At 59.0% G+C, this 21,965-nt stretch carries 22 protein-coding genes and 1 riboswitch; of the genes, 19 read left to right on the top strand and 3 right to left on the bottom strand.

Annotation, left to right across the window (positions count from 1 at the left end):
* Window positions 1-37: 37 nt before the first annotated feature.
* From dnaJ to radC, 12 genes are all read left to right on the top strand, one after another.
* Window positions 38-1,189: a molecular chaperone DnaJ gene (gene dnaJ, locus RA28_RS21120; RefSeq protein WP_039533121.1), complete on the top strand. Its 1,152-nt coding sequence runs from the start codon at window positions 38-40 to the stop codon at window positions 1,187-1,189.
* 173 nt (window positions 1,190-1,362) lie between these two features.
* Window positions 1,363-1,469: riboswitch (TPP riboswitch) on the top strand.
* 43 nt (window positions 1,470-1,512) lie between these two features.
* Entirely contained in the window at window positions 1,513-2,316 is an 804-nt protein-coding gene (gene thiD, locus RA28_RS21115; RefSeq protein WP_039533118.1) for a bifunctional hydroxymethylpyrimidine kinase/phosphomethylpyrimidine kinase, read from the top strand.
* Entirely contained in the window at window positions 2,313-3,290 is a 978-nt protein-coding gene (locus tag RA28_RS21110; RefSeq protein ID WP_039533116.1) for an FAD-dependent oxidoreductase, read from the top strand. Before thiD ends, RA28_RS21110 begins: the two co-directional genes overlap by 4 nt.
* Window positions 3,274-3,468, top strand: coding sequence for a sulfur carrier protein ThiS (gene thiS / locus RA28_RS21105; protein WP_039533114.1), 195 nt, complete (start codon window positions 3,274-3,276; stop codon window positions 3,466-3,468). Before RA28_RS21110 ends, thiS begins: the two co-directional genes overlap by 17 nt.
* Before the next feature lie 2 nt (window positions 3,469-3,470).
* Entirely contained in the window at window positions 3,471-4,235 is a 765-nt protein-coding gene (locus RA28_RS21100) for a thiazole synthase (protein WP_039533112.1), read from the top strand.
* On the top strand, window positions 4,232-4,828 hold the full coding sequence (locus RA28_RS21095) for a thiamine phosphate synthase (RefSeq protein ID WP_039533110.1): 597 nt from the start codon (window positions 4,232-4,234) through the stop codon (window positions 4,826-4,828). The genes RA28_RS21100 and RA28_RS21095 overlap by 4 nt, the downstream gene beginning before the upstream one ends.
* A complete protein-coding gene (locus RA28_RS21090; protein WP_039533107.1) occupies window positions 4,807-5,787 on the top strand; it encodes a HesA/MoeB/ThiF family protein in 981 nt (326 codons plus the stop codon). The genes RA28_RS21095 and RA28_RS21090 overlap by 22 nt, the downstream gene beginning before the upstream one ends.
* Before the next feature lie 18 nt (window positions 5,788-5,805).
* Window positions 5,806-6,741, top strand: a complete 936-nt coding sequence (locus tag RA28_RS21085) for an ABC transporter substrate-binding protein (protein WP_039533105.1) — start codon at window positions 5,806-5,808, stop codon at window positions 6,739-6,741.
* Window positions 6,738-7,412: a thiaminase II gene (gene tenA, locus RA28_RS21080; protein WP_039533104.1), complete on the top strand. Its 675-nt coding sequence runs from the start codon at window positions 6,738-6,740 to the stop codon at window positions 7,410-7,412. The genes RA28_RS21085 and tenA overlap by 4 nt, the downstream gene beginning before the upstream one ends.
* The gene (locus RA28_RS21075) at window positions 7,409-8,137 is read left to right on the top strand and encodes an ABC transporter ATP-binding protein (RefSeq protein ID WP_039533101.1); all 729 of its coding nucleotides are present in this window, start codon (window positions 7,409-7,411) and stop codon (window positions 8,135-8,137) included. The genes tenA and RA28_RS21075 overlap by 4 nt, the downstream gene beginning before the upstream one ends.
* Entirely contained in the window at window positions 8,134-8,868 is a 735-nt protein-coding gene (locus RA28_RS21070) for an ABC transporter permease (RefSeq protein ID WP_039533100.1), read from the top strand. Before RA28_RS21075 ends, RA28_RS21070 begins: the two co-directional genes overlap by 4 nt.
* Before the next feature lie 35 nt (window positions 8,869-8,903).
* Window positions 8,904-9,659 (top strand): RadC family protein, encoded by a 756-nt coding sequence (gene radC, locus RA28_RS21065; RefSeq protein WP_039533098.1) that lies wholly within the window; start codon window positions 8,904-8,906, stop codon window positions 9,657-9,659.
* 26 nt (window positions 9,660-9,685) lie between these two features.
* Here the strand turns inward: radC and RA28_RS21060 are convergent, their stop codons facing one another.
* From RA28_RS21060 to secA, 3 genes are all read right to left on the bottom strand, one after another.
* Window positions 9,686-11,242, bottom strand: a complete 1,557-nt coding sequence (locus RA28_RS21060; RefSeq protein ID WP_039533095.1) for a phosphate ABC transporter substrate-binding/OmpA family protein — start codon at window positions 11,240-11,242, stop codon at window positions 9,686-9,688.
* 24 nt (window positions 11,243-11,266) lie between these two features.
* Window positions 11,267-12,181, bottom strand: coding sequence for a hypothetical protein (locus RA28_RS21055; protein WP_052261553.1), 915 nt, complete (start codon window positions 12,179-12,181; stop codon window positions 11,267-11,269).
* Window positions 12,182-12,281: 100 nt separating this feature from the next.
* A complete protein-coding gene (secA, locus tag RA28_RS21050; RefSeq protein ID WP_039533385.1) occupies window positions 12,282-14,999 on the bottom strand; it encodes a preprotein translocase subunit SecA in 2,718 nt (905 codons plus the stop codon).
* Between the two features lie 176 nt (window positions 15,000-15,175).
* Between secA and RA28_RS21045 the strand changes: the two genes are divergently transcribed.
* The 7 genes from RA28_RS21045 (at window position 15,176) to RA28_RS21015 (ending at window position 21,934) form a co-directional block, all read left to right on the top strand.
* Window positions 15,176-16,024 carry a peptidylprolyl isomerase gene (locus tag RA28_RS21045; RefSeq protein ID WP_039533092.1) on the top strand — a complete coding sequence of 283 codons (849 nt, stop codon included), beginning with the start codon at window positions 15,176-15,178 and terminating at the stop codon, window positions 16,022-16,024.
* A gap of 6 nt (window positions 16,025-16,030) precedes the next feature.
* A complete protein-coding gene (argJ, locus tag RA28_RS21040) occupies window positions 16,031-17,257 on the top strand; it encodes a bifunctional glutamate N-acetyltransferase/amino-acid acetyltransferase ArgJ (RefSeq protein WP_039533090.1) in 1,227 nt (408 codons plus the stop codon).
* Window positions 17,258-17,312: 55 nt separating this feature from the next.
* Complete coding sequence (gene mutT / locus RA28_RS21035) at window positions 17,313-17,711, top strand: 8-oxo-dGTP diphosphatase MutT (protein WP_039533088.1); 399 nt, start codon at window positions 17,313-17,315, stop codon at window positions 17,709-17,711.
* Between the two features lie 273 nt (window positions 17,712-17,984).
* The gene (locus tag RA28_RS21030) at window positions 17,985-18,542 is read left to right on the top strand and encodes a DUF2087 domain-containing protein (protein ID WP_039533384.1); all 558 of its coding nucleotides are present in this window, start codon (window positions 17,985-17,987) and stop codon (window positions 18,540-18,542) included.
* Window positions 18,543-18,745: 203 nt separating this feature from the next.
* Window positions 18,746-19,168 carry a RidA family protein gene (locus RA28_RS21025; protein ID WP_039533086.1) on the top strand — a complete coding sequence of 141 codons (423 nt, stop codon included), beginning with the start codon at window positions 18,746-18,748 and terminating at the stop codon, window positions 19,166-19,168.
* Between the two features lie 167 nt (window positions 19,169-19,335).
* Entirely contained in the window at window positions 19,336-19,641 is a 306-nt protein-coding gene (locus RA28_RS21020) for a hypothetical protein (protein ID WP_039533084.1), read from the top strand.
* 349 nt (window positions 19,642-19,990) lie between these two features.
* Complete coding sequence (locus tag RA28_RS21015; RefSeq protein ID WP_193747450.1) at window positions 19,991-21,934, top strand: AMP-binding protein; 1,944 nt, start codon at window positions 19,991-19,993, stop codon at window positions 21,932-21,934.
* The last annotated feature ends 31 nt before the right edge of the window (window positions 21,935-21,965 follow it).

Raw genomic sequence — 21,965 nt, 5'->3', positions numbered from 1 at the left:
GGCCGGCCCGAACACGTTGAGGCACAAGGAAACACTGATGTCAAAACGCGACTATTACGATGTGCTCGGCGTGTCCAAAGGCGCTTCGGCGGATGAGATCAAGAAGGGCTTTCGCCGCAAAGCCAAAGAGCTTCACCCGGACCGCAACAAGGACAACCCGGACGCCGAAACGCAGTTCAAAGAGGCCAACGAGGCCTATGACGTCCTGCGCGATGCCGACAAAAAAGCCGCCTATGACCGTTTTGGACATGCCGCTTTTGAGAACGGTATGGGCGGTGGTGGCGGTCGTCCCGGTGGCGGCTTTGGACAGGGAGATTTCTCCAGCGCGTTTTCGGACGTGTTCGATGACCTCTTTGGCGACTTCATGGGTGGCCAGCGCCCCGGGAGCGGTGGACGTCGCGCCGCGCGCGGCTCGGACCTGCGCTATAACCTGCGCGTGTCACTGGAAGAAGCCTATGCAGGCTTGCAAAAAACCATCAATGTTCCAACTGCCGTCGCCTGTTCCGCGTGTGATGGCACGGGCGCGGAAGGCGGTGTAGAACCCACAACCTGCCCGACCTGCTCCGGTATGGGCAAGGTCCGCGCACAGCAGGGCTTTTTCACAGTCGAACGCACCTGCCCGACCTGTAACGGTCTGGGTCAGATCATCAAGAACCCTTGTAAATCCTGTCAGGGGTCTGGCCGTGTCGAAAAAGACCGGGCGCTGTCGGTCAACATTCCCGCAGGCGTCGAAACCGGTACACGTATTCGCCTCGCGGGCGAAGGCGAGGCCGGCATGCGCGGTGGCCCACCGGGCGACCTCTATATCTTTGTCGAGGTCTCCGAGCACAAATTGTTCGAACGCGACAGCGTGAACCTTTATTGCCGCGTGCCCGTCAGCATGGCCAAGGCCGCGCTGGGCGGTTCGATCGAAGTGCCCACCATCGATGGCGGCCGAGGTCGGGTCCAGATCCCGGCAGGCAGCCAATCGGGTCGCCAAATGCGCCTGCGCAGCAAGGGCATGCCTGCCCTCCGCGGCGGCGGCATCGGGGACATGTTCATCGAACTTGCGGTGGAAACCCCGGTCAATCTGACCAGCCGCCAGAAAGAGCTGCTGAAAGAATTCGAAGATCTGGGCGAGGATAATCACCCCGAATCCAAGAGCTTCTTTTCATCGGTGAAGTCTTTCTGGGACGGCATGAAGGGCTGAACTGCGCGCTCAAGGGGGCTCTGCCCCCGCCGCCCTGCGGGCGACTCCCCCGGGATATTTTTGGCCAGATGAAGCGGGATCCGGTGTTCATTTGGCCTTATCTGGCAGTGCCTACTGGCCTTAGCCACGCACGTTTATTTCTTGATTTCCATCGCGACGTCTGAGATTGTCCGCCGCAACCGTTGGGGTGCCCCGATCAGGGGGCTGAGAGGCGCGACTGCGTTAACCCATCGAACCTGATCCGGGCAATACCGGCGGAGGGAACGGTGTCATGCACACAGGCGTTTTCCGAACCGCGTTGCCCATAGAAGCCGGAGCAACGAATGGCGCATATTGCGTTGACTATAGCGGGATCTGACAGTGGTGGCGGCGCCGGTATTCAGGCGGACCTCAAGGCAATGTCGGCGCTGGGCGTTTATGGCGCGAGCGTGATAACCGCCGTAACCGCCCAGAATACGCAGGCCGTAACCGCCGTTCATGGAATACCGCTCGATGTGATCTCGGCGCAGATAGAAGCTGTTCTGACCGATCTGGACGTCGGAGCCATAAAGATCGGAATGCTGGCAACGCCTGAGATCATTCAGAAAGTTGCAAAGGCCATCGACGGATACGCTGGCCCGGTCGTTCTTGACCCCGTCATGATCGCAAAGTCCGGAGACGCCTTGCTGCAGCAGGATGCGGTTCTGACACTGCGCGAAGTACTGTTGCCGCGCGCCACGGTCCTGACACCCAACCTGCCCGAGGCAGCGCGTCTGTTACAGAATGAGACGGCGAAAACACCAGAGCAGATGTTCCGACAGGGACAGGATCTGGTGGCCCTGGGGGCCAAAGCGGTATTGATGAAAGGCGGGCACGCAACCGGAGAGGTTTGCCACGACCTGCTGATCGACACTTCCGGCGTGATCGGTGACTTCAAGGCGCTGCGCAACGGCACCAAGAACACTCATGGAACCGGGTGCACCTTGTCATCATCCATTGCAGCCGGTTTGGCGCGCGGTTTGGATCTGATACCAGCCGTGGCTCAGGCGCACGGCTATTTGCAAGGTGCAATCGCACGGGCTGATGAGCTTGAGATTGGCAGCGGACACGGCCCGGTTCATCACTTTCACGAGGTTTGGGGCGCGTGAGCGATTGGTCCGTCATAGGTGCGGGTGTCGCAGGCCTGGCTGTCGCAACCGAACTGGCCCGGCGGGGTGCATCGGTGACGGTGTATGACAAGGACGGTCTGCCGGGCGCACATGCCTGTTCGTGGTGGGCCGGAGGCATGTTGGCCCCGTGGTGCGAGTTTGAAAACGCGGAAGAACCGGTGCTGCGGCTGGGTCAGAAGGCCATCGAATGGTGGGCCGACAAAACCGAGGTTCATCGCTGCGGCACTCTGGTTGTCGCGGCCAAGCGGGACTTACCCGACCTGCGCCGCTTTGCCCGAAGAACCGAAGGGTTTCAGGACGTCCAAACCGAAGAAATTGCTTATTTAGAGCCTGATCTGCATGGATTTGCCAAGGGGCTCCACTTCCGGCAAGAAGCGCATCTTAATCCCCGGAAAGCGCTGCATGACCTGTGCCGTGGCCTGCAGGAGATGGGCGTGGACATCCGCCACCAGCCTGCGCCGGGCGACCTTGGAAACACGGTGGATTGCCGTGGCTTGGCGGCGCGGGACGTGCTGACGGATTTGAGGGGCGTCAAAGGTGAGATGCTTGTGATCCGTTGCCCGGATGTAGGCCTGACCCGTCCCGTTCGACTGTTGCATCCGCGCCTGCCCCTGTACGTGGTTCCGCGAGGTGATGGCGTTTACATGCTGGGGGCGACCATGATTGAATCCGAGGACCGCACTCGGATTACGGCCCGGTCTCTGCTGGAAATGCTCAGCGCGGCGTATGCGCTGAATCCCGCATTTGGTGAGGCCGAAGTGCTTGAAATCGGCGTTGATCTCCGCCCGGCCTTTGCTGACAACCTGCCGCGTATCCGCCGGCGGGGGCGGGTGATTTATGCCAATGGTCTCTACCGCCATGGCTATCTTCTTGCTCCTGCGTTGGCAGAAGGCGTGGCCGACCTGGCGCTTGAGAACACACATTCGGAGATGGTTGATGAAGATCATACTTAACGGTGAACCACGTGTGGTTCAGGCGATGACGCTGACCGACCTCTTGACCGAATGCGGCTTGACCGGTCGCGTCGCCACGGCCGTCAACGAGGAATTCGTGGCATCCAGCCTGCGCATGTCCTGCCGATTGAAGGATGGCGACCGGGTTGAGGTCCTGTCACCGATGCAGGGGGGCTAGGGATGAAGGATTTTTATGGCACCCAGCTGCCCAATGCCCTGATGTTGGGAACCGCGCAATATCCCAGCCCAGCCATTCTGGAGCAGGCTTTTCGGGCCAGCGGTGCCAGTGTGGCGACTGTATCCTTGCGCCGGGAATCCGGGGCAGGTCAGGCCTTTTGGCAGATGATCCGCGATCTGGGTGTGACGGTCCTGCCCAATACGGCCGGGTGTCACACGGTCAAAGAGGCGGTGACGACTGCCCAAATGGCGCGCGAGGTATTTGACACGAAATGGATCAAGCTGGAACTGATCGGCCACACGGACAGCTTGCAACCTGACGTTTTTCAACTGGTCGAAGCGGCGCGTATCCTGACCGAAGACGGGTTCCGGGTGTTTCCCTATACAACCGATGATCTGATCGTTGGCGAGCGGCTGCTCGAGGCCGGGTGCGAGGTCCTGATGCCCTGGGGCGCTCCGATCGGGTCGGGCCGCGGTCTGTCGAACACCTACGCCTTGCGGGCAATGCGGGCGGCGTTTCCGGATGTGCCTTTGGTCATCGACGCTGGTATCGGAGTGCCCAGCCATGCTGCCCAGGCGATGGAACTGGGATATGACGCGGTGCTGCTTAACACGGCGGTGGCCCGCGCAGGCGATCCGGTTGAAATGGCCCGCGCCATGGCCCTTGCTATCGAGGCGGGGCAGCGCGCCTATCAGGCCGACCCGATTGAGCAACGAGACATGGCTGAACCATCGACGCCGGTGATCGGAAAGGCATTTCTGTCATGACGCTGGATCGTTTCTATCCCATTTTCGACAATGCGGATTGGCTGCGCCGTATGCTGCCACTGGGCGTGAAGCTGGTGCAACTGCGAATAAAGGATCAGTCCGAGGATGTTGTGACAGATGAAATCGCGCTGTCCCGAGATTTGTGCCGACGCCATGGCGCAGTCCTTGTCGTCAATGACTATTGGCAACACGCGATCGAGGCGCAGTGTGACTGGATTCATCTGGGGCAGGAGGATCTTGATGATGCAGACCTCAAGGCAATCCGAAAAGCGGGTCTAAAACTGGGGGTTTCCACCCATGATGATGACGAGCTGGAGCGGGTTCTGGCCATGGATCCCGACTATGTCGCGCTTGGGCCTGTCTATCCAACGATCCTGAAAAAGATGAAATGGCACGAGCAGGGGCTGCCGCGTGTGACGGAATGGAAGCAACGCGTCGGAGCGATTCCATTGGTCGGGATTGGCGGGATGAGCGTCGAACGCGCGCCCGGTGTTTTGGCGGCGGGTGCCGACATTGTCTCGGTCGTGACCGACATCACGCTGAACCCGGACCCGGAGGCGCGTGTGCGGCAATGGATCGAGGCGACGAGATGAGCCGTTATTCCCGCCAGATGATCCTGTCAGAGGTCGGCGACGCCGGTCAGGCTCGCCTGTCCGACGCACGGGTCCTTGTGGTTGGCGCGGGCGGTTTGGCAGCAGCGGTCTTGCCGCTGTTGGCCGGGGCGGGCATCGGATACATGAAAATCATGGATGGCGACAGCGTCGCGTTGTCGAACTTGCACCGGCAGACTTTCTTTACTGAAAAGGATTGTGGCCAACCCAAAGCCGAGATTGCAGCGCAAAGGTGTCGGGCCCTGAATGGCGCGGTGCGTGTCGAACCGCTTGACCAGGTCCTGACGGCGGAAAACGCCCCGGGATTGATCCAAGAGGTTGATCTGGTGCTCGACTGCGCGGACAGCTATGCGGCCAGTTATATCCTTTCGGATAACTGTCTGGCGAAAAATACAGCATTGATCAGCGCCTCGGCGCTTGGGCTGGGGGGATATGTCGGCGGGTTTTGCGGCGGTGCCCCATCATTGCGCGCGGTTTTCCCCGATATCCCCGACAGCGGTGCAAGCTGCGCAACCGCAGGTGTGCTGGGCCCTGTCGTCGGCATGATTGGCGCCATGCAGGCGCAGATGGCACTGCGTTTGATCCTTGGTCTTGGTCCTTCCCCGCTTGGGCAGATGGTGAATTTTGACGGCCGAACCTGCCGCAGCTCGTCCTTTCGTTTTGACGATGCCAAAGAACCGGGCGGGTTCTTCCGTTTTGTCGCGCCATGCCAGCTGACCTCGGACGATCTGATCGTTGAGCTTCGCGGTGCGGAAGAAGCGCCGGAACCCATTCACCCGAATGCCCGTCGTATTGGACCAGACGCGCTGAAAACAGAGCCTAACAAGGAACAAAGGCTCGCTTTGTGCTGTGCCACGGGGCTGCGCGCGTGGCGTGCGGCCGAACGAATTCAACCGGATTGGTCCGGCGAGATTGTTCTCGTCGCGGCCTCAACCTCGTGAGGAAAGGAACCGCGAGACATGAAAAAGCTGATGACAGCCATCGCCCTTCTGACCGCAGCGCCGGCCTGGGCCGAAGACAAGATGACCGTGCTGCTGGATTGGTTCATCAACCCCGACCACGGTCCGATTATCGTGGCGCAGGAAAACGGGTACTTTGCCGAGCAGGGGCTGGATGTGGAAATCGTTCCGCCCGCCGATCCCTCGGCGCCGCCACGTCTGGTCGCCGCAGGTCAGGCCGATCTGGCGGTGTCCTACCAGCCGCAGCTGCATTTGCAAATCCACGAGGGTTTGCCCCTGAAACGCGTGGGGACATTGGTTGCAACGCCGTTGAATTGCCTGCTGGTCCTCAAAGATGGTCCGATCAAATCGCCTGCAGACCTGAAGGGCAAGAAAATCGGCTTCTCGGTCGCGGGCGTTGAAGAAGCTGTTCTAAGCACCGTTCTGGGCAAATACGGTGTCAAGCTGGACGAAGTGGAACTGATCAACGTCAATTTCTCGCTGTCGCCTTCCCTGATGTCCGGTCAGGTTGATGCGGTCATTGGTGCGTATCGAAATTTCGAACTGAACCAGATGGACATCGAAGGCGCTCCGGGCACCTGTTTCTACATCGAGGAAGAGGGCGTGCCGCCCTATGACGAGCTGATCTACGTGGCCAATCCCGAAACGATGGACCTTGAGAAAATCACTGGTTTTCTGGCGGCAACGGAAAAAGCGACCCAATACATCGTCAATAACCCCGAAAAAAGCTGGGAGATCTTCGCGTCCACATCGACCGAACTGCAGGACGAACTGAACGCCCGCGCCTGGGTCGATACGCTGCCTCGGTTCGCATTGCGCCCCGCTGCATTGGATGCAGGCCGGTATTCGCATTTTGAGGCGTTTCTGAAAAACAGCGGTATGATCGATAGCATCAAACCGGTGAGTGACATTGCCATTGACGTGACCGCGAAATGAGCACGTACGGCAGAGCCTTTGCCCTGATGCGCGATGCATCTCAGGGACCGTGGCGGGACTATACCCGCCACGCCTTTGTCGAAGGCATAAAGGATGGCACGCTGCCGCGCGCGGCGTTCCTGCACTACCTGCGGCAGGATTACGTGTTCCTGATCCATTTTGCACGGGCGTGGGCGCTTGCGGTTGTGAAGTCGGAAACCCACCCAGAGATGCTGATTGCTGTCGGGACGGTCAACGCGTTGGTGGCAGAGGAAATGCAATTACATGTCGGCATATGCGAGGCCGAGGGCATTTCAAGCGAGAAGCTTTTTGCGACGCCCGAGCGGGCCGAGAACCTGGCCTACACTCGCTTTGTGCTTGAAGCCGGATACAGCGGTGATTTGCTGGACCTGTTGGCCGCGCTGGCACCCTGTGTGATGGGCTATGGTGAGATCGGCGCGCGTCTGGCATCCGAGGCGACATCGGACGCCTATCGCGACTGGATAAACACCTATGCCGCGCAGGACTATCAGGATGCCTGCGCCGCGGTCGGAGAGTTACTGGATCAGGCTCTAACACGGCGGATTGGAGCGGATTTCCAAGCATCGCCCCGATGGGAGCGGTTGTGTCAGACCTTCCGTACGGCAACGGAGCTTGAGGTCAACTTCTGGCAAATGGGCCTGACCCCATGACACCCGCGCCTGACCTCGTCATTGATGGTACGGCAACCATTGATGGTGCGACGTTGTTCGCATCGCTCACCCTGACCCTAGCGGCGGGGCAATGGAGTTGTCTGCTGGGCGGGTCGGGCGTTGGAAAAACCACGGTGCTAAGGCTTATAGCCGGGCTTGAAACCGGGGCAGAGTTCACCGGAACCGTGACCGCCAGCGATGGTTTGTCCGTGCCGGAACGTGTTGCTTACATGGCGCAGAGCGATCTGTTGCTGCCTTGGGCCACAGTTGCGCAAAATGTCACGATCGGCGCCCGGTTGCGCCGGGAAAAACCCGACCTTGCCCGGCGTGACCGGCTGATCGAACGGATGCGGCTGCAGGATCATCTGCACAAGAAACCAGCGGAACTGTCGGGCGGGCAACGGCAACGGGTGGCCCTTGCGCGTACTTTGATGGAAGATCGGCCGATCGTCCTGTTGGACGAACCCTTTTCGGCCCTAGATGCCCGAACCCGCGCGGATATGCAGGATCTGGCCGCGGAGGCGTTGCAGGGACGCACCGTTTTATTGGTGACCCATGATCCGGGCGAAGCCGCACGATTGGGGCAGTCAATCGTCGTTATGACGCAACACGGTCTGACCCCGTGCCAACCGCCGCACGCCGCCGCACCCCGAAACGTGGATGATCTTGAGACGCTGGAAACGCAAGGTGCGTTGCTGCGACTGCTGCGCGAGGAGGCTGCGTGAAGTACCTTTCAGCAATCGCCGCGACGTTGTTTGCCGTTGCCGTCTGGCAGGCGATCGTGTCGTTGACCGGCTTGCCCAAGTTCATCCTGCCCGGGCCTGCCCTGGTGGCCGAAACATGGTGGCAAAACCGCTGGCTGATTGCCGAACATACCTGGATTACGGGTGTAGAGGTTGTTATCGGTTTTGCCTGCGGCACCGTTCTGGGCGTGATCACTGCGCTGCAATTGGCAGACTCTCGCGCCGCGCGGGTCCTGGTGCAACCAATGTTGGTGTTTACTCAGGCCTTGCCCGTGTTTGCGCTGGCTCCGCTTTTGACGCTGTGGCTGGGATACGGCCTGTGGTCCAAAGTGGCGATGGCGGTTCTGATCATCTACTTCCCGATCACGTCGTCCTTCTTTGACGGATTGATGCGCACCCCCACGGGGTATCTGGACCTTGCACGGACGATGCAGGCGAGCAAGCGCACGGTTCTATGGCATATCCGCATACCTGCTGCCTTGCCGTCTCTGGCATCGGGGATGCGGCTTGCAGCGGTTTACGCGCCTATCGGAGCGGTTATTGGCGAGTGGGTCGGATCGTCGCAAGGCCTGGGATATCTGATGCTGCTGGCCAATGGGCGGGCCAAAACCGATCTGATGTTCGCTGCAATGCTGACTTTGGGCGTATTTTCGATCTTGCTGCACATGGTTGTGCGCCGGGCAACTGCCCGTATGGCGGGTGACGGGCATTAACCAATCGGAAACCGATTCAGCCTCAAACTGAGCCCATGACTCAGGACGCCTTTTCCGAAGCACCTATGCTGTTCGATACCGACGAAGTCCCCGCGCAGCCGTTGCCGAAGGGTCGGCTACCCTCCTACATCAAAGACCACCGCAAGCGGCTGCGCGAACGGTTCATGTCTGGCGGCTCGGCAGCACTGCCGGACTATGAGCTTTTGGAACTGGTTTTGTTCCGATCGATACCAAGGCAAGATGTCAAACCGCTGGCGCGGTCCCTTATGGACGCGTTCGGTGATTTCAACCGCGTGTTGACTGCGCCCGAGGACAGGCTGAGGCAAATCAAGGGTGTCGGCGACACCGTAATCACAGATCTCAAGATTCTGGAGGCTTGCGCCCACCGTATGGCCCGCGCACGCGTGATCAAACGGCATGTGATTTCAGGATGGGACGCATTGCTGGACTATTGCCACACGACCATGGCGCATGGCGAGACAGAGCAGTTCCGGGTGTTCTATCTCGACCGCAAAAACGTGTTGATCGCCGATGAAGAGCAGGCCAAAGGCACCGTTGATCACGTTCCTGTCTATCCTCGCGAGGTTGCCAAGCGAGCGTTGGAACTGAATGCCTCGGCGCTGATACTGGTGCACAATCACCCTTCGGGAGATCCGACACCATCACGGTCGGACATCGAAATGACCACACGCATTCAGGATGCCTGCGTGGCGCTGGGCCTGACCCTGCATGATCATCTGATCATCGGAAAGTCGACGGAACTCAGCTTTCGGGCGCAAGGGTATCTATAGCGGCTCGGGTCAATCGCGACTGTCGGTTACTTGATCCAAACTTCGACCCGGCGATTGACCTTTTTGCCCCATTCGGAATCGTCACAGGCCATTGGCATGGCCTCTCCGAATCCATCCACAGCCAGTTCGACACTGTCGGGTATCGCGGTTTCTACAGCAGCCAAAACCGCGTTACGCACAGTCTTGGCGCGCAGCCTTGCAATGCGCGCATTCGAAGATGCCGGCCCTTCGCCATCGCTGAACCCGACAAAAGTAAGCGTCTTTGCGCCGAACGATCCGGCCTCGAGCGCTTGAGCCAGATGCAGAATATTGGCGCGAGATTGGGCGTCCGGCCGCGACGATCCGGCTTGGAACCGGAAAGACAGCGACAGCCGTGACATTGGGCGCAAGGTTTCGATCATGCGCTGCAGTTCCTCCATCCCCACTTCGGCCGCCCCCGAGGAAATGGCGTTGGCCAGACGGTCACCCTGAAGCCCGATGCGGGTTGTTTCCGGGGCCTGATCGACCAGCCCGGCTTCTCGGATCACCATCTGCGCGTCCGGGGTTTGGGAATAGGCCAGAAACTGCCGCGCAATTCGCGGCAACCGGTGTTGCGGCAGATAAAGGAACATGGGCGCGGTCAATGGATAGTCTTCGGTTTTGACGGATTGCCGTGTTGCAGTCAGCGCGTGCCCGCACCCCCCGGCCAGTGGCAGCGCTTGCGCCGAACCCAGGCCTGCGTGACTGCCAATGCCGATGGCAAAAGGATCGCGGGAAACCGCCTGCATCATATCCTGCCCGCGCGGATGACGCACAACCTGCCCCGCCAAGGTGATCCTGGCCGGTTGCAGCAGCTGATCCTCGATCGCCTGATCCAGCCCCGAACCGGCTTTCGGCAGATGCAGCGCAATGGGTGCGTCCGGCCCGCCCAGATCCGTCCAGTTCAACACGTCCCCCGAAAACACGCGCACCAGATCGGAAGGTGAAATCTGCCGAACCGGATTGTCGGGCGAAACGACGGGCACAATCGCATCCAAGGCCAGAACGCGAGAGCGTCGCGGGTGTGCCAGATCGCCAAGACCGGCGGCCTGTGCGGCCTCTTGTTCAGGGGGGCGAATTTCTCGCTGCGCCATGACGATGTCGGTTGCGCCGTCCACCATATCCGCAAAGCCCGAACCGGTGTCCGTGCCCTTCAACCTCAATCGCGCCAGGGGGGCAGACCGGTCCGGCCGGGAAAGGGAATAGACAGCCTCTGCGCCTTCCGAGGCATCCTTGTTGGCGATCAGGCCCTCTTGTTTCGCAAATCCGTGGATCAGAGCGGGCAGCAGAGTTTCTGCCATTACCGAAGAGCCGGCAAAGTGAACCTCGGCCACAAAATCTATCAGGTTCGGGCAGGCGGGCCCGTCGCACGTCACGCCTGAACCATCTATGGTCAGTTCGCCAAACTGCGTATCCAGACGGTAAAACTCGCCATCATACCCCAGTAGGGTTCCGACGACCTCGACCTTGCCGTCGTGCGAGGTCAGAGTGATGTCTTGTGCGATTGCGCCAAGTGGGGCGACCACGCCGATCAGCGCGGCAAGTGCCGCACGAAGAAATGTCATCTGGGACCGCTGTTTTGCCTGCTTTTATCGTGCGGCGATTGTCAGGTCTTCAAACAGATTATTCAACACCAGAAAATCTTCGGACGTGTCACAGCTTGGCATTGTCACCGTCAGATCACGCGACCGCAGGCGGCGATCCCCGCGAATTTCCAGCGCCTGCACATTCAGGTCGCTGCCGCAGTTGGTTTCAGTAACTTCGGCTTCGACGCTAAGCGTCACGTCGCCGGTGGCGGCGCCTGCCTTGCTTGGGACCGAGTAAATCTGTACCTGGCGTCCCATTTCGACCTCTGGTTCGCCGAGGTGGGTCACCAATCCGGCGCCCGACGCATCCGGGCTTGCCCAAACATGCCCGTCTTCGCCATAGCTGGCGCCAAATTCCAGCGCATGCAGTTGCAACTCGGTGTCGCCTTGCCACTGTATCGCGACGCGGTCGAAATTCTTCAGATCAGGAACGTGGGTTGTGGCCACGGTGCCCGTTTCGTCTTCAAGTGAAATCAGGAAGATTGCGTATTCCGACAAGGCCGGAACCGTCAGATCCAGCTTGCCCATCGCGTCGGTCATTGTCGTGAACGAAAGCCCACTGTGGAGAATCTGGACGTATTCCTGCGAAGCGCAGGGCGCTTTGACAATCAAACGAGCGGCGGCTTGTGGTGCAGGAATTGCGCGCGCGGTCAGAGAGCAGCTTGCTGGCTTGGATGGCTGCAGACGCGCAGGCTGGGCTGGTTGCGAAACCGTGTCAGCCGGACCCGAGGCACTGGACGAGGTAAGTGTCACGCCTTCAAGTCCCGCCAGAACCGAAGCCTGACCGGTTGACGCCACCTGATTTTTTTCAGAGGCGGGGGACAAAGGGCGCTCGGACCCATTTTGCATCAAGTAGCCGATCGCAAGAGCGCACACGACGGTGCCGCCCATGGTCACGTAATTTCTAACAACAAACAACTCACCCTCCTCGGTTGAAGGAGCGAGTCGTACTCTCGTTAACAATCGCGGCTTATATGTGGCCGCGCAACGGAGTCATTGTGACCGGAATTTGGCCGCCTCAGACCAGGCGGCCATGACAGTGTTTGAACTTCTTCCCAGAGCCACAGGGGCAGGGATCGTTGCGGGACGGATTGCCCCATGTCGACGGGTCGTCCTCGACGAAACCCGGTCTGCGATCACCGGATGCTTCGGCCTCGGCGATTGCTTCGGCGCGGTCCGTTGCCTGATCGACGGCCTGTTGTGCCTGGGCCTGCTGTGCCGCCATTTGCGACAGCATTTCCTTTTGCTCTTCTTCCGTCAAAGGCCGCACGCGAGACAGTTGTTGGCTGACGGTTTCGCGCAGGGAATCCAGCATTCCTTCGAACAGTTGAAAGCTTTCGCTCTTGTATTCGTTCAGCGGATCACGCTGTGCATAACCGCGGAATCCCACGACCGAGCGAAGATGCTCGAGCGTCAGAAGATGCTCGCGCCATTTGGTGTCAATGGTCTGCAACAGCACCTGCTTTTCGATGTTGCGCATGTTTTCGGGACCAAAGGCAACGGCCTTCTGCGCCATCATTTCATCGGCGGATTTGATCAGACGTTCGCGAATCTGCTCGTCGTCCACGCCTTCCTCGGCGGCCCAATCCTGAACTGGCGCGTCAATGCTCAGTTTGTCCTTGACCGCTTCGTGCAGACCTTCTGTATCCCACTGATCGGCATAAGACTTGGGAGGCATGTATTCATCGATCAGGTCATCAATCACCTGTTCGCGCATATCCGACACGATTTCCGACAAGTCGTCGGCTGACATGATCTCGCGCCGCTGGCTGAAAACCACCTTGCGCTGGTCGTTCATCACGTCGTCAAATTTCAGAACGTTTTTGCGAATGTCAAAGTTTCGGCCTTCGACCTTGGACTGCGCCCGTTCCAGCGACTTGTTGACCCAAGGGTGAATGATCGCCTCGCCTTCCTTCATGCCCAGCGTGGTGAGGACCTTGTCCAACCGTTCCGAGCCGAAGATGCGCATCAGATCGTCTTCGAGGCTAAGGTAGAACACGGTCCGACCCGGATCACCCTGACGGCCCGAGCGTCCGCGCAGCTGGTTGTCGATGCGGCGGCTTTCGTGCCGTTCCGAGGCCATCACGTAAAGCCCACCTGCGTCGAGCACCTTCTGCTTTTCTTCCGCGTGCTTGGCCTCTTCCGCGGCGCGCAGCTCGACCGGATCAGCTTCGGGATTCTCGGCCATCGCCTGCAGGACCTTCATCTCGACATTGCCGCCCAACTGAATGTCGGTTCCACGACCGGCCATATTGGTGGCGATGGTGACTGCACCCAGACGCCCGGCATCCGCGACGATCTGCGCCTCTTGCTCGTGCTGGCGGGCGTTCAGGACGTTGTGCTCGATGCCTTCCTTGGTCAGCATCTGGCTCAGCACTTCGGATTTTTCGATCGAGGTTGTTCCAAGCAAAACGGGCTGGCCTTTTTCGGTGGCCTCTTTCGTCTGATCAATCATCGCGCCGTATTTCTCGATCGCGGTGCGATAGACCTGATCGTCGCGGTCGTCGCGCGCAATGGGCTTGTTGGTTGGAACCTCGACAACGCCCAAGCCGTAGATTTCCGCAAACTCTTCCGCCTCGGTCGCCGCCGTTCCGGTCATCCCGCTCAGCTTGTCGTAGAGGCGGAAGTAGTTTTGGAAGGTCACACTGGCCAGCGTCACGTTTTCAGGCTGAATCGTAACGCCTTCCTTGGCTTCGATAGCCTGATGCAGACCCTCGGACAGGCGACGGCCCGGCATCATGCGGCCGGTAAACTCGTCGATCAAAACGACGTTTCCATCCCGGACAATATAGTCCTTGTCGCGCGTAAACAGCTTGTGCGCGCGCAGGCCTTGGTTCACATGGTGCACCACAGTGGTGCTTTCCGGGTCATAGAGAGAGTGGCCCTCGGGGATGAGTCCGGCGGCAATCAGTTTCTCTTCCAGAAACTCGTTGCCTTCATCGGTGAAGGTTACGTTCCGGGCTTTTTCATCGAGCGTAAAGTGATCGTCCTGCAACGCGGGGATCAACTCATCAATCGCCGTGTACAGGTCCGAGCGGTCCTGAGACGGCCCCGAAATGATCAACGGGGTACGGGCTTCATCAATCAGGATCGAGTCGACCTCGTCCACGATCGCGAAGTTATGGAACTTCTGATAGACCTGATCCAGGTCCGCCTTCATGTTGTCGCGCAGATAGTCAAAGCCCAGTTCGTTGTTGGTCGCATAGGTGACATCACACTCATAAGCGGCCTTTTTCTCGGCATCCGGCTGGCCCGACCAGATCACGCCTGTGGTCATGCCTACAGCGCTGAATACATTGCCCATCCATTCCGAGTCGCGTTTGGCGAGGTATTCGTTCACCGTGACCACGTGAACGCCCTTGCCGGTAAGGGCATTCAGATAGGCCGGGAAGGTGGCGACCAGCGTCTTGCCTTCACCGGTCTTCATCTCCGAGATGTTGCCCTGATGCAAAAATGCACCGCCCATCAGCTGCACATCAAACGCCCGCAGGCCCAGCGCGCGTTTGGCACCTTCACGGACGTTGGCAAACGCTTCGGGCAGCAGGTCATCCAGGGCTTCGCCGTCCAGCGCACGTTTGCGCAGCTCTTCGGTCTTTTCTTTCAGAGCATCATCCGACATTTTTTCGAACTCGGGCTCCAGCGCGTTGATTTTCTCAATCAGCGGGCGGGTCGCCTTGATCTTGCGGTCGTTCGGTGTTCCGAACACCTTTTTGGCCAGCGTTCCGAGTCCCAGCATGTTCACTCCAGCGGATCTGTTCTTGTCTTGGTTGCGACAGGCTTGCCCACCTTGCGCGCAACCCATAGATACGGGGGGTGAAAGGCGGCCCTGTCCAAGGCTTCAAAGCGATGTAAGCGGCAGGTTCTGAAGTGTCAACGCTGCGCCCTGTCGCGGCAAAGAAATAGGATGATTCCATGCCCAAAGGCCTCACTTTTCTGCCATCGCTGGCGCTTGCTGCTGTGATGGCCCTGCCGCTTGCCGCCGAAACCACCCCGGATGTGAATACGGTCGTTGCGCGGGTGAACGGGGACGAGATCACTTTGGGTCACGTTATCGCCACCGTGGCGGCCCTGCCGCCGCAGTATCAGCAATTGGAAGACGACGTTCTGTATGACTTTATCCTCGAACAACTGGTGCGGCAGGAATTGTTGGGGCAACAGCAAGAGGCCCTGACAACGTTGCACAAGTTGTCGCTGGAGAACGAGGAACGCTCGCTGCAAGCGGTTCAGACAGTAAATGCAATTTCGGATGCGGAAGTCACCGAGGACGCGATTCAGGCGGCCTACGACAATGAGTTTGCCAATTTCGAAGGCGAAGACGAATTCGATGCCAGCCACATTCTTGTTGAGACCGAGGAAGAAGCCAAAGCCATAAAGGCGCAGTTGGATGACGGTGCGGACTTTGCCGAATTGGCACAGGAAAAATCCACCGGTCCGTCCGGCCCCAATGGCGGAGCACTCGGGTGGTTCGGCAAAGGCCGTATGGTGCCGGAATTTGAGGCAGCCGTCCTGGAACTTGAAAAAGGGCAGGTATCCGAACCCGTTCAGACCCAGTTCGGCTGGCACATCGTCATTCTGAACGACAAACGCAAGTCCGAAGCACCGGACCTGTCGGCTGTTCGCGAGGATCTGGCACAGACATTGCAGCAAGACGCAATTCAGGCCCGCATCGACGAACTGACCCAGCAGGCTCAGATTGATCGGCCTGCGCTGGAAGGCGCAGGACCCGAGATCATCCGCCAGATCGACCTGATTCAGGAGTAACTTCCTGTGGCGACGATTACCAAGGTCTCTCCGCTGGCCCCGGCGGCTTTTCCGGAACTGCCCGCAATCGACGGGGTGCGCTTTGCCACGGTCGAGGCTGGCGTGCGCTATCAGGGCCGCACCGATGTGATGCTGGCTGTGCTTGATCCGGGCACTACGATGGCAGGCGTCTTTACCCGCTCCGCCACACGTGCAGCACCCGTGCTGGATTGTCAGGACAAGATCGGCGGCCCATCGGAAGGGCCAGCGGCGATCCTGGTGAATTCGGGCAACGCCAATGCTTTCACCGGCCATTATGGCCAGGCCTCGGTGGCCGAGTTGACCCAAGCGGTCGCCAAAGCCACCGGTGTTGCCGTGGATCGGGTGTTCACCTCCTCGACGGGTGTGATCGGCGAGCCGCTGCCCCATGACCGTATCGTCGCACAGCTTGAGACGCTGAAATCCACCCTCAGCCGCTACGCCATCGAGGACGCGGCGCGGGCGATCATGACCACCGATACCTTCCCGAAAGGGGCCTCGGCACAGGTCGAGATTAACGGCAAAACAGTCTCTATTGCAGGGATTGCGAAGGGCTCCGGCATGATCGCCCCCGATATGGCGACGATGCTGGTCTATATCTTCACCGATGCGCAGGTTGACCAATCGGCGCTGCAATCGATGCTGGGCGCACAGACTGATCGGACCTTCAACTGCATAACGGTGGACAGCGACACCTCGACCTCGGACAGCCTGCTATTGTGCGCGACCGGGGCCTCGGGCGTCGATGCCACAGGCAATGCGGCCTTTGCACAGGCGCTTGAAACCGTGATGCTGAATCTTGCGCAGCAGGTGGTGCGCGACGGTGAAGGCGCCACGAAATTCGTGGAAATTCGTGTGATCGGAGCCGCCACGGATGCCGACGCCAAGACCCACGGGCTGGCCATCGCTAATTCACCATTGGTCAAAACCGCCATTGCGGGCGAAGATCCGAACTGGGGCCGCGTCGTCATGGCCATCGGCAAATCCGGTGCCGCCGCCGATCGCGACCGTCTGAGCATATCCTTCGGCGATATCCTCGTCGCCGAAAAAGGCTGGGTCAGCCCGGATTACCGCGAAGAAGACGCCGCCGCCTATATGAAAGGCCAGAACCTCGTGATCGCGGTCGATTTAGGCTTGGGCGAGGGGGCCTCTACTGTCTGGACCTGCGATCTGACCCACGGCTATATCGAGATCAACGCGGATTATCGCTCGTGAAGCCGGAGCAATTCCAGCAAAAGTGGAGCCCGGTTTTGCGCCCGGGATCGCGACCATGAAAACAGTCTTAGTGTCTGCCGTCGCCCTGATCGACATCGAGGGCCGCGTCCTGCTGGCCCAACGCCCCGAGGGCAAATCCATGGCCGGCCTCTGGGAATTCCCCGGCGGCAAGGTCGAACCCGGCGAAACCCCCGAAGCTGCGCTGATCCGCGAGTTGGAAGAAGAGCTGGGCATCAACACCTGGACCTCCTGCCTCGCCCCGCTGACCTTCGCAAGCCACAGCTATGACGATTTCCACCTGCTGATGCCGCTCTTTGCCTGCCGGAAATGGGAGGGCATCCCGCAATCCAAGGAAGGTCAGACACTGAAATGGGTCCGCGCAAATGACCTGCGCAGCTACCCGATGCCCGCGGCGGACGTGCCACTGATCCCTGTGCTCAGGGATTGGTTGTGAACAAAAGGTTCACACATCGCTTCTGACGCGGTTCCGTGGACGGTGCCGAACATCAAGAAGAAGTTGCCCGTCAGGTCGTAGACGCCCCCCAAGGTTGCGCCGTTGGCTGTTTCTGCATATGAGTGGGCTACGGTCGGCAGACACCGAGGCGTCGCTGCTCCAGTCGGAGTGCTAAACCTGCCAAAACAGACCATAACGACATCGCATTCGGTAGGGCGTCGTTTTGTCAAGCAGCGACCGGCAATGCAGTGGCACGCCCGGCTTGGATGTATGATGACCAAAAAACCTATCCCATTGCGGGTCGAAGACGTAGCCGTTTTTGCGCGGTCTCTCGCAAGGCAGTTGGGCGACACCAGCCCATCCCACCTTAAGCTGATGAACATGGTCGCGCGTGCGGCCGGATTTCAGAACATTCAACATATGCGGGCCTCTGTTGTTGTCGCCGATCGTCTTAAAGAGACATCGGAAAACACCGTTGCCGACACGCGAACGGCTCACCGTGTTCTGAACCAGTTCGATCAATTTGGCCGATTGCGCCAGTGGCCGTCCCGGCGCTCTGTCCAAACGCTGGCCCTGTGGGCACTTTGGGCAAACTTTCCCGCAAAGCGGGCGCTTGGAGAGCGGGCTGTAAACGATCACTTCTCCGGTGAACATCTGTTTGAAGACCCGGCGACTTTGAGGCGGTCCATGATCTCATGCGGCTTGCTCTCGCGCAACATTGACGGAACCAACTATCGACGCGTGGAGCAAGAGCCGCCCGCAGACGCAAAAGCCGTTATTCGGGCCGTCAACACCCGCCGACGGGAAGGCAGGGCACATTCAGCTGGGTGATCCGTTTACCGGACGGAAAGCCAAGCTTGCGGGTGGTCCGGCGTTCCAACCTCGTGCGGCAGGCCATTGATGGGTGCGACGATAAATCTGTCAGATCGGCCTATAGTGTTGGCTTCTTTCAACGCCATGAGACGGCGCAGATCCGCCTTGCTGCCGTGTCAGGTGAACCGTAAGGTTCGCCCGAATACATCTCGGAGATCGTTATGACGACACGCTTCAACCCGCCAACGGGTTGGCCACAATTTGGTCGCGCCTTCAATCACGGAATTATTGAACCCGAAGGCAAGACCCTTCGCATGACAGGGCAGGTTGCCTGGGACGGTGACGGCAATCTGATCGGGGAAAACGACTGCGAGGCGCAAATCAGGCAATGCTTTGATAACGTGGAACATATTCTACGCGCGGTTGGTGGCCGGTTCGAGGATATGGTCTCGCTCACCATCTATTTTCTGCACGCCGAGGACATGCCCGCCATTCAAAAAGTGCGCGCCGAAAAACTCGCGCCAGACATCGCGCCGGCAAGCATTCTTATCCAAACGCCGGGTCTGGTCACGCCCGAGCTTTTGGTCGAACTCGTCCCGGTCGCGGTCATCCCATTTGACCGGTTCCACGAACCGAAATGGTAGTCACAGTTGACGGGTGGGTCTGGGTCCAAGGTTGCCGCGCTTGGTGGCCCACGTCGTTATCCAAACTGTACGCGGATCGGCTGCTCGACACGCTTGCGAAATCTGGTTTGGATTCTGGTGTAGTGTCAAATGAGATGAATTAGATCGGATTCACGAAGGGGCTTTCTATGATCGTTCGAATTTGGCAAGGATGGACCACCCATGAAAACGCAGACGCGTACGAGCACCTTTTAACCACCAAGATAATTCCTGCCATTCTTGCCAAGGAAATCCCAGGTTTGCTCGATGTTGAGGTCTTTCGCCGCGAAACCGAGGACGAGACGGAATTCATGACCAAATATAGTTTTGACAAAATGGACAGTGTCAAACTGATGGCAGGTGGCGACCCAGAAAAATCCTTTGTGCCGGAAGAAGCGCAAAGAGTTTTAAAGCGATTTGAAACGTTCGCGCGGCATTTCGAAAAGAAATATTGAAGTTCTGGCGCGGCTCTTCGCGGGTTCTTACTTGCCTTTCGCCGCGTCGCACACCAACGCATCTTGCCGCAATACAAGCAACATGTGGATAATGAGCTGAACACTAACCCGCGCCGTTTTGGAACCTTTCGATTTACATCTTGCACAACGCGGAAGTTCACCCTTCGAACCCTGTTACAATTCGTAAGAATTGAGAAAACATCAGGCAAAACTTGACGCTGATCCTCCGCTTGCTCCTAATCGGGGCATTGGTGTTCGGGCCTGACCCGGACCCGCCATTTCCGGCCCGGGGAGGGGTCGGGTGGGGAGGAGAAAAAGATTGGCTCAGACGCAGTCGGGCGCCGAAGGGATGACCTCCCTTCCGGCGCTGTTACACCGCAATGCGACCCAGTTCGGGGACGCTCCGGCTTATCGGGAAAAGGAATTCGGGATCTGGCAATGCTGGTCCTGGGCAGAGTCTGCCCATGAGGTTCGCGCCATCGCGCTTGGGTTTCTGGAGCTTGGTGTTGAGAAGGGCGACCATATCGCCGTCATTGGCCGTAACCGTCCGGCGCATTACTGGTCGATGGTCGCAGCGCAAATGGTGGGCGCGGTTCCCGTCCCGCTCTATCAGGACTCAGTGGCCGAAGAGATGGCTTATGTGCTGGAACACTGCGGCGCGAAGTATGTTGTCTGCGGCGATCAGGAGCAGGTCGACAAAGTCATCGAGATTCAGGAAAATCTCCATCAAGTCAAACAAATACTCTATACCGACAAGCGCGGGATGCGGAAATACGATCATTCCCAGATGAACGCGCTTGAGGACATCATGGCCGAGGGCAGCGCCAGTCACGCGCGGTTTGACGCGGAACTGGACAAGCGGATCGCTGCGATCACCTATGACGATACCTGCGTGATGCTTTATACCTCGGGCACCACGGGCAAGCCCAAAGGCGTTGTGCTGTCGAACCGCAATGTCATTGAAAGTGCAAAGAATTCTGCCGAATTCGACCACCTGACCCGCAATGAAGACATTCTGTCCTATCTGCCGATGGCATGGGTCGGCGATTTCATCTTTTCAATCGGTCAGGCCTATTGGTGCGGGTTCTGTGTGAACTGCCCCGAAAGCGCCGACACGATGATGACCGACCTTCGCGAAATCGGGCCAACCTATTTCTTCGCTCCGCCGCGCGTGTTCGAGACCCAGCTGACCAACGTAATGATCCGCATGGAGGATGCGGGAAAGCTGAAGCAGCGAATGTTCCACAACTTCATGGAGCACGCCAAAAAGGTTGGGGGTCTGCTGCTTGACGGTAAGCCGGTCGGATTTGCGGACCGGGTGAAATACGCGCTGGGCAACATGCTGGTCTACGGCCCGCTCAAGGACACTCTGGGCTATGGCCGGTTCCGTGTCGGATATACGGCGGGCGAGGCAATCGGGCCGGAAATCTTTGATTTCTATCGGTCTTTGGGCATCAACCTGAAACAGCTTTATGGTCAGACCGAAGCGACCGTTTTCATCACACAGCAGCCCGATGGTGAGGTGCGCGCGGATACGGTTGGCGTGCCCGCCCCTGCGGTGGAGTTGAAGATCGATGACGCGGGCGAGATCCACTATCGCTCACCCGGTGTGTTTGTTGAGTACTACAACAACCCGGATTCAACCGCGTCGACCAAGGACGCCGAGGGTTGGGTCGCGACCGGGGACGCCGGGTTTATCGAGGAAAGTTCAGGTCATCTGCGGATCATCGACCGCGCCAAGGATGTTGGCAAAATGGCCGACGGGTCAATGTTCGCGCCGAAATATGTCGAGAACAAGCTGAAGTTCTATCCCGATATTCTTGAAGTCGTCCTTTTTGGCAACGGCAAGGACCGCTGTGTGGCCTTCATCAATATTGACCTGACCGCTGTCGGAAATTGGGCCGAGCGGAACAACGTGGCTTACGGCTCGTACCAGGAACTGACGGCAAATCCGCGCGTGTTAGAGACGATAAAGTCCCATGTCGAGGCCGTGAACAAGTCGGTCGCTGCTGACGATATGCTGTCGGGCTGTCAGGTCCATCGCTTTGTGGTTCTGCACAAGGAACTGGATGCGGACGATGGTGAGATGACCCGCACTCGTAAGGTCCGTCGCCGCTTTGTCGAAGAGAAGTTTCAGGACATCATCGACGCGCTTTATGACGGGGCCAAGACCGTCTCGACCACAACCGAAGTGACGTATGAGGACGGTCGCAAAGGATCGATCAGCGCCACGTTGGAGATCGTCGATGCGCCGGTAGTCACGGTTGCACAGCACAAGGTGGCGGCGGAATGAGCGGCAGGACGAACGCCGCTCGACCTGCGGT

Origin of the sequence: Ruegeria sp. ANG-S4 (genome assembly GCF_000814005.1) — a bacterium.
Lineage (GTDB): Bacteria > Pseudomonadota > Alphaproteobacteria > Rhodobacterales > Rhodobacteraceae > Ruegeria.
This window is presented reverse-complemented; position numbering and strand designations above follow the sequence as displayed.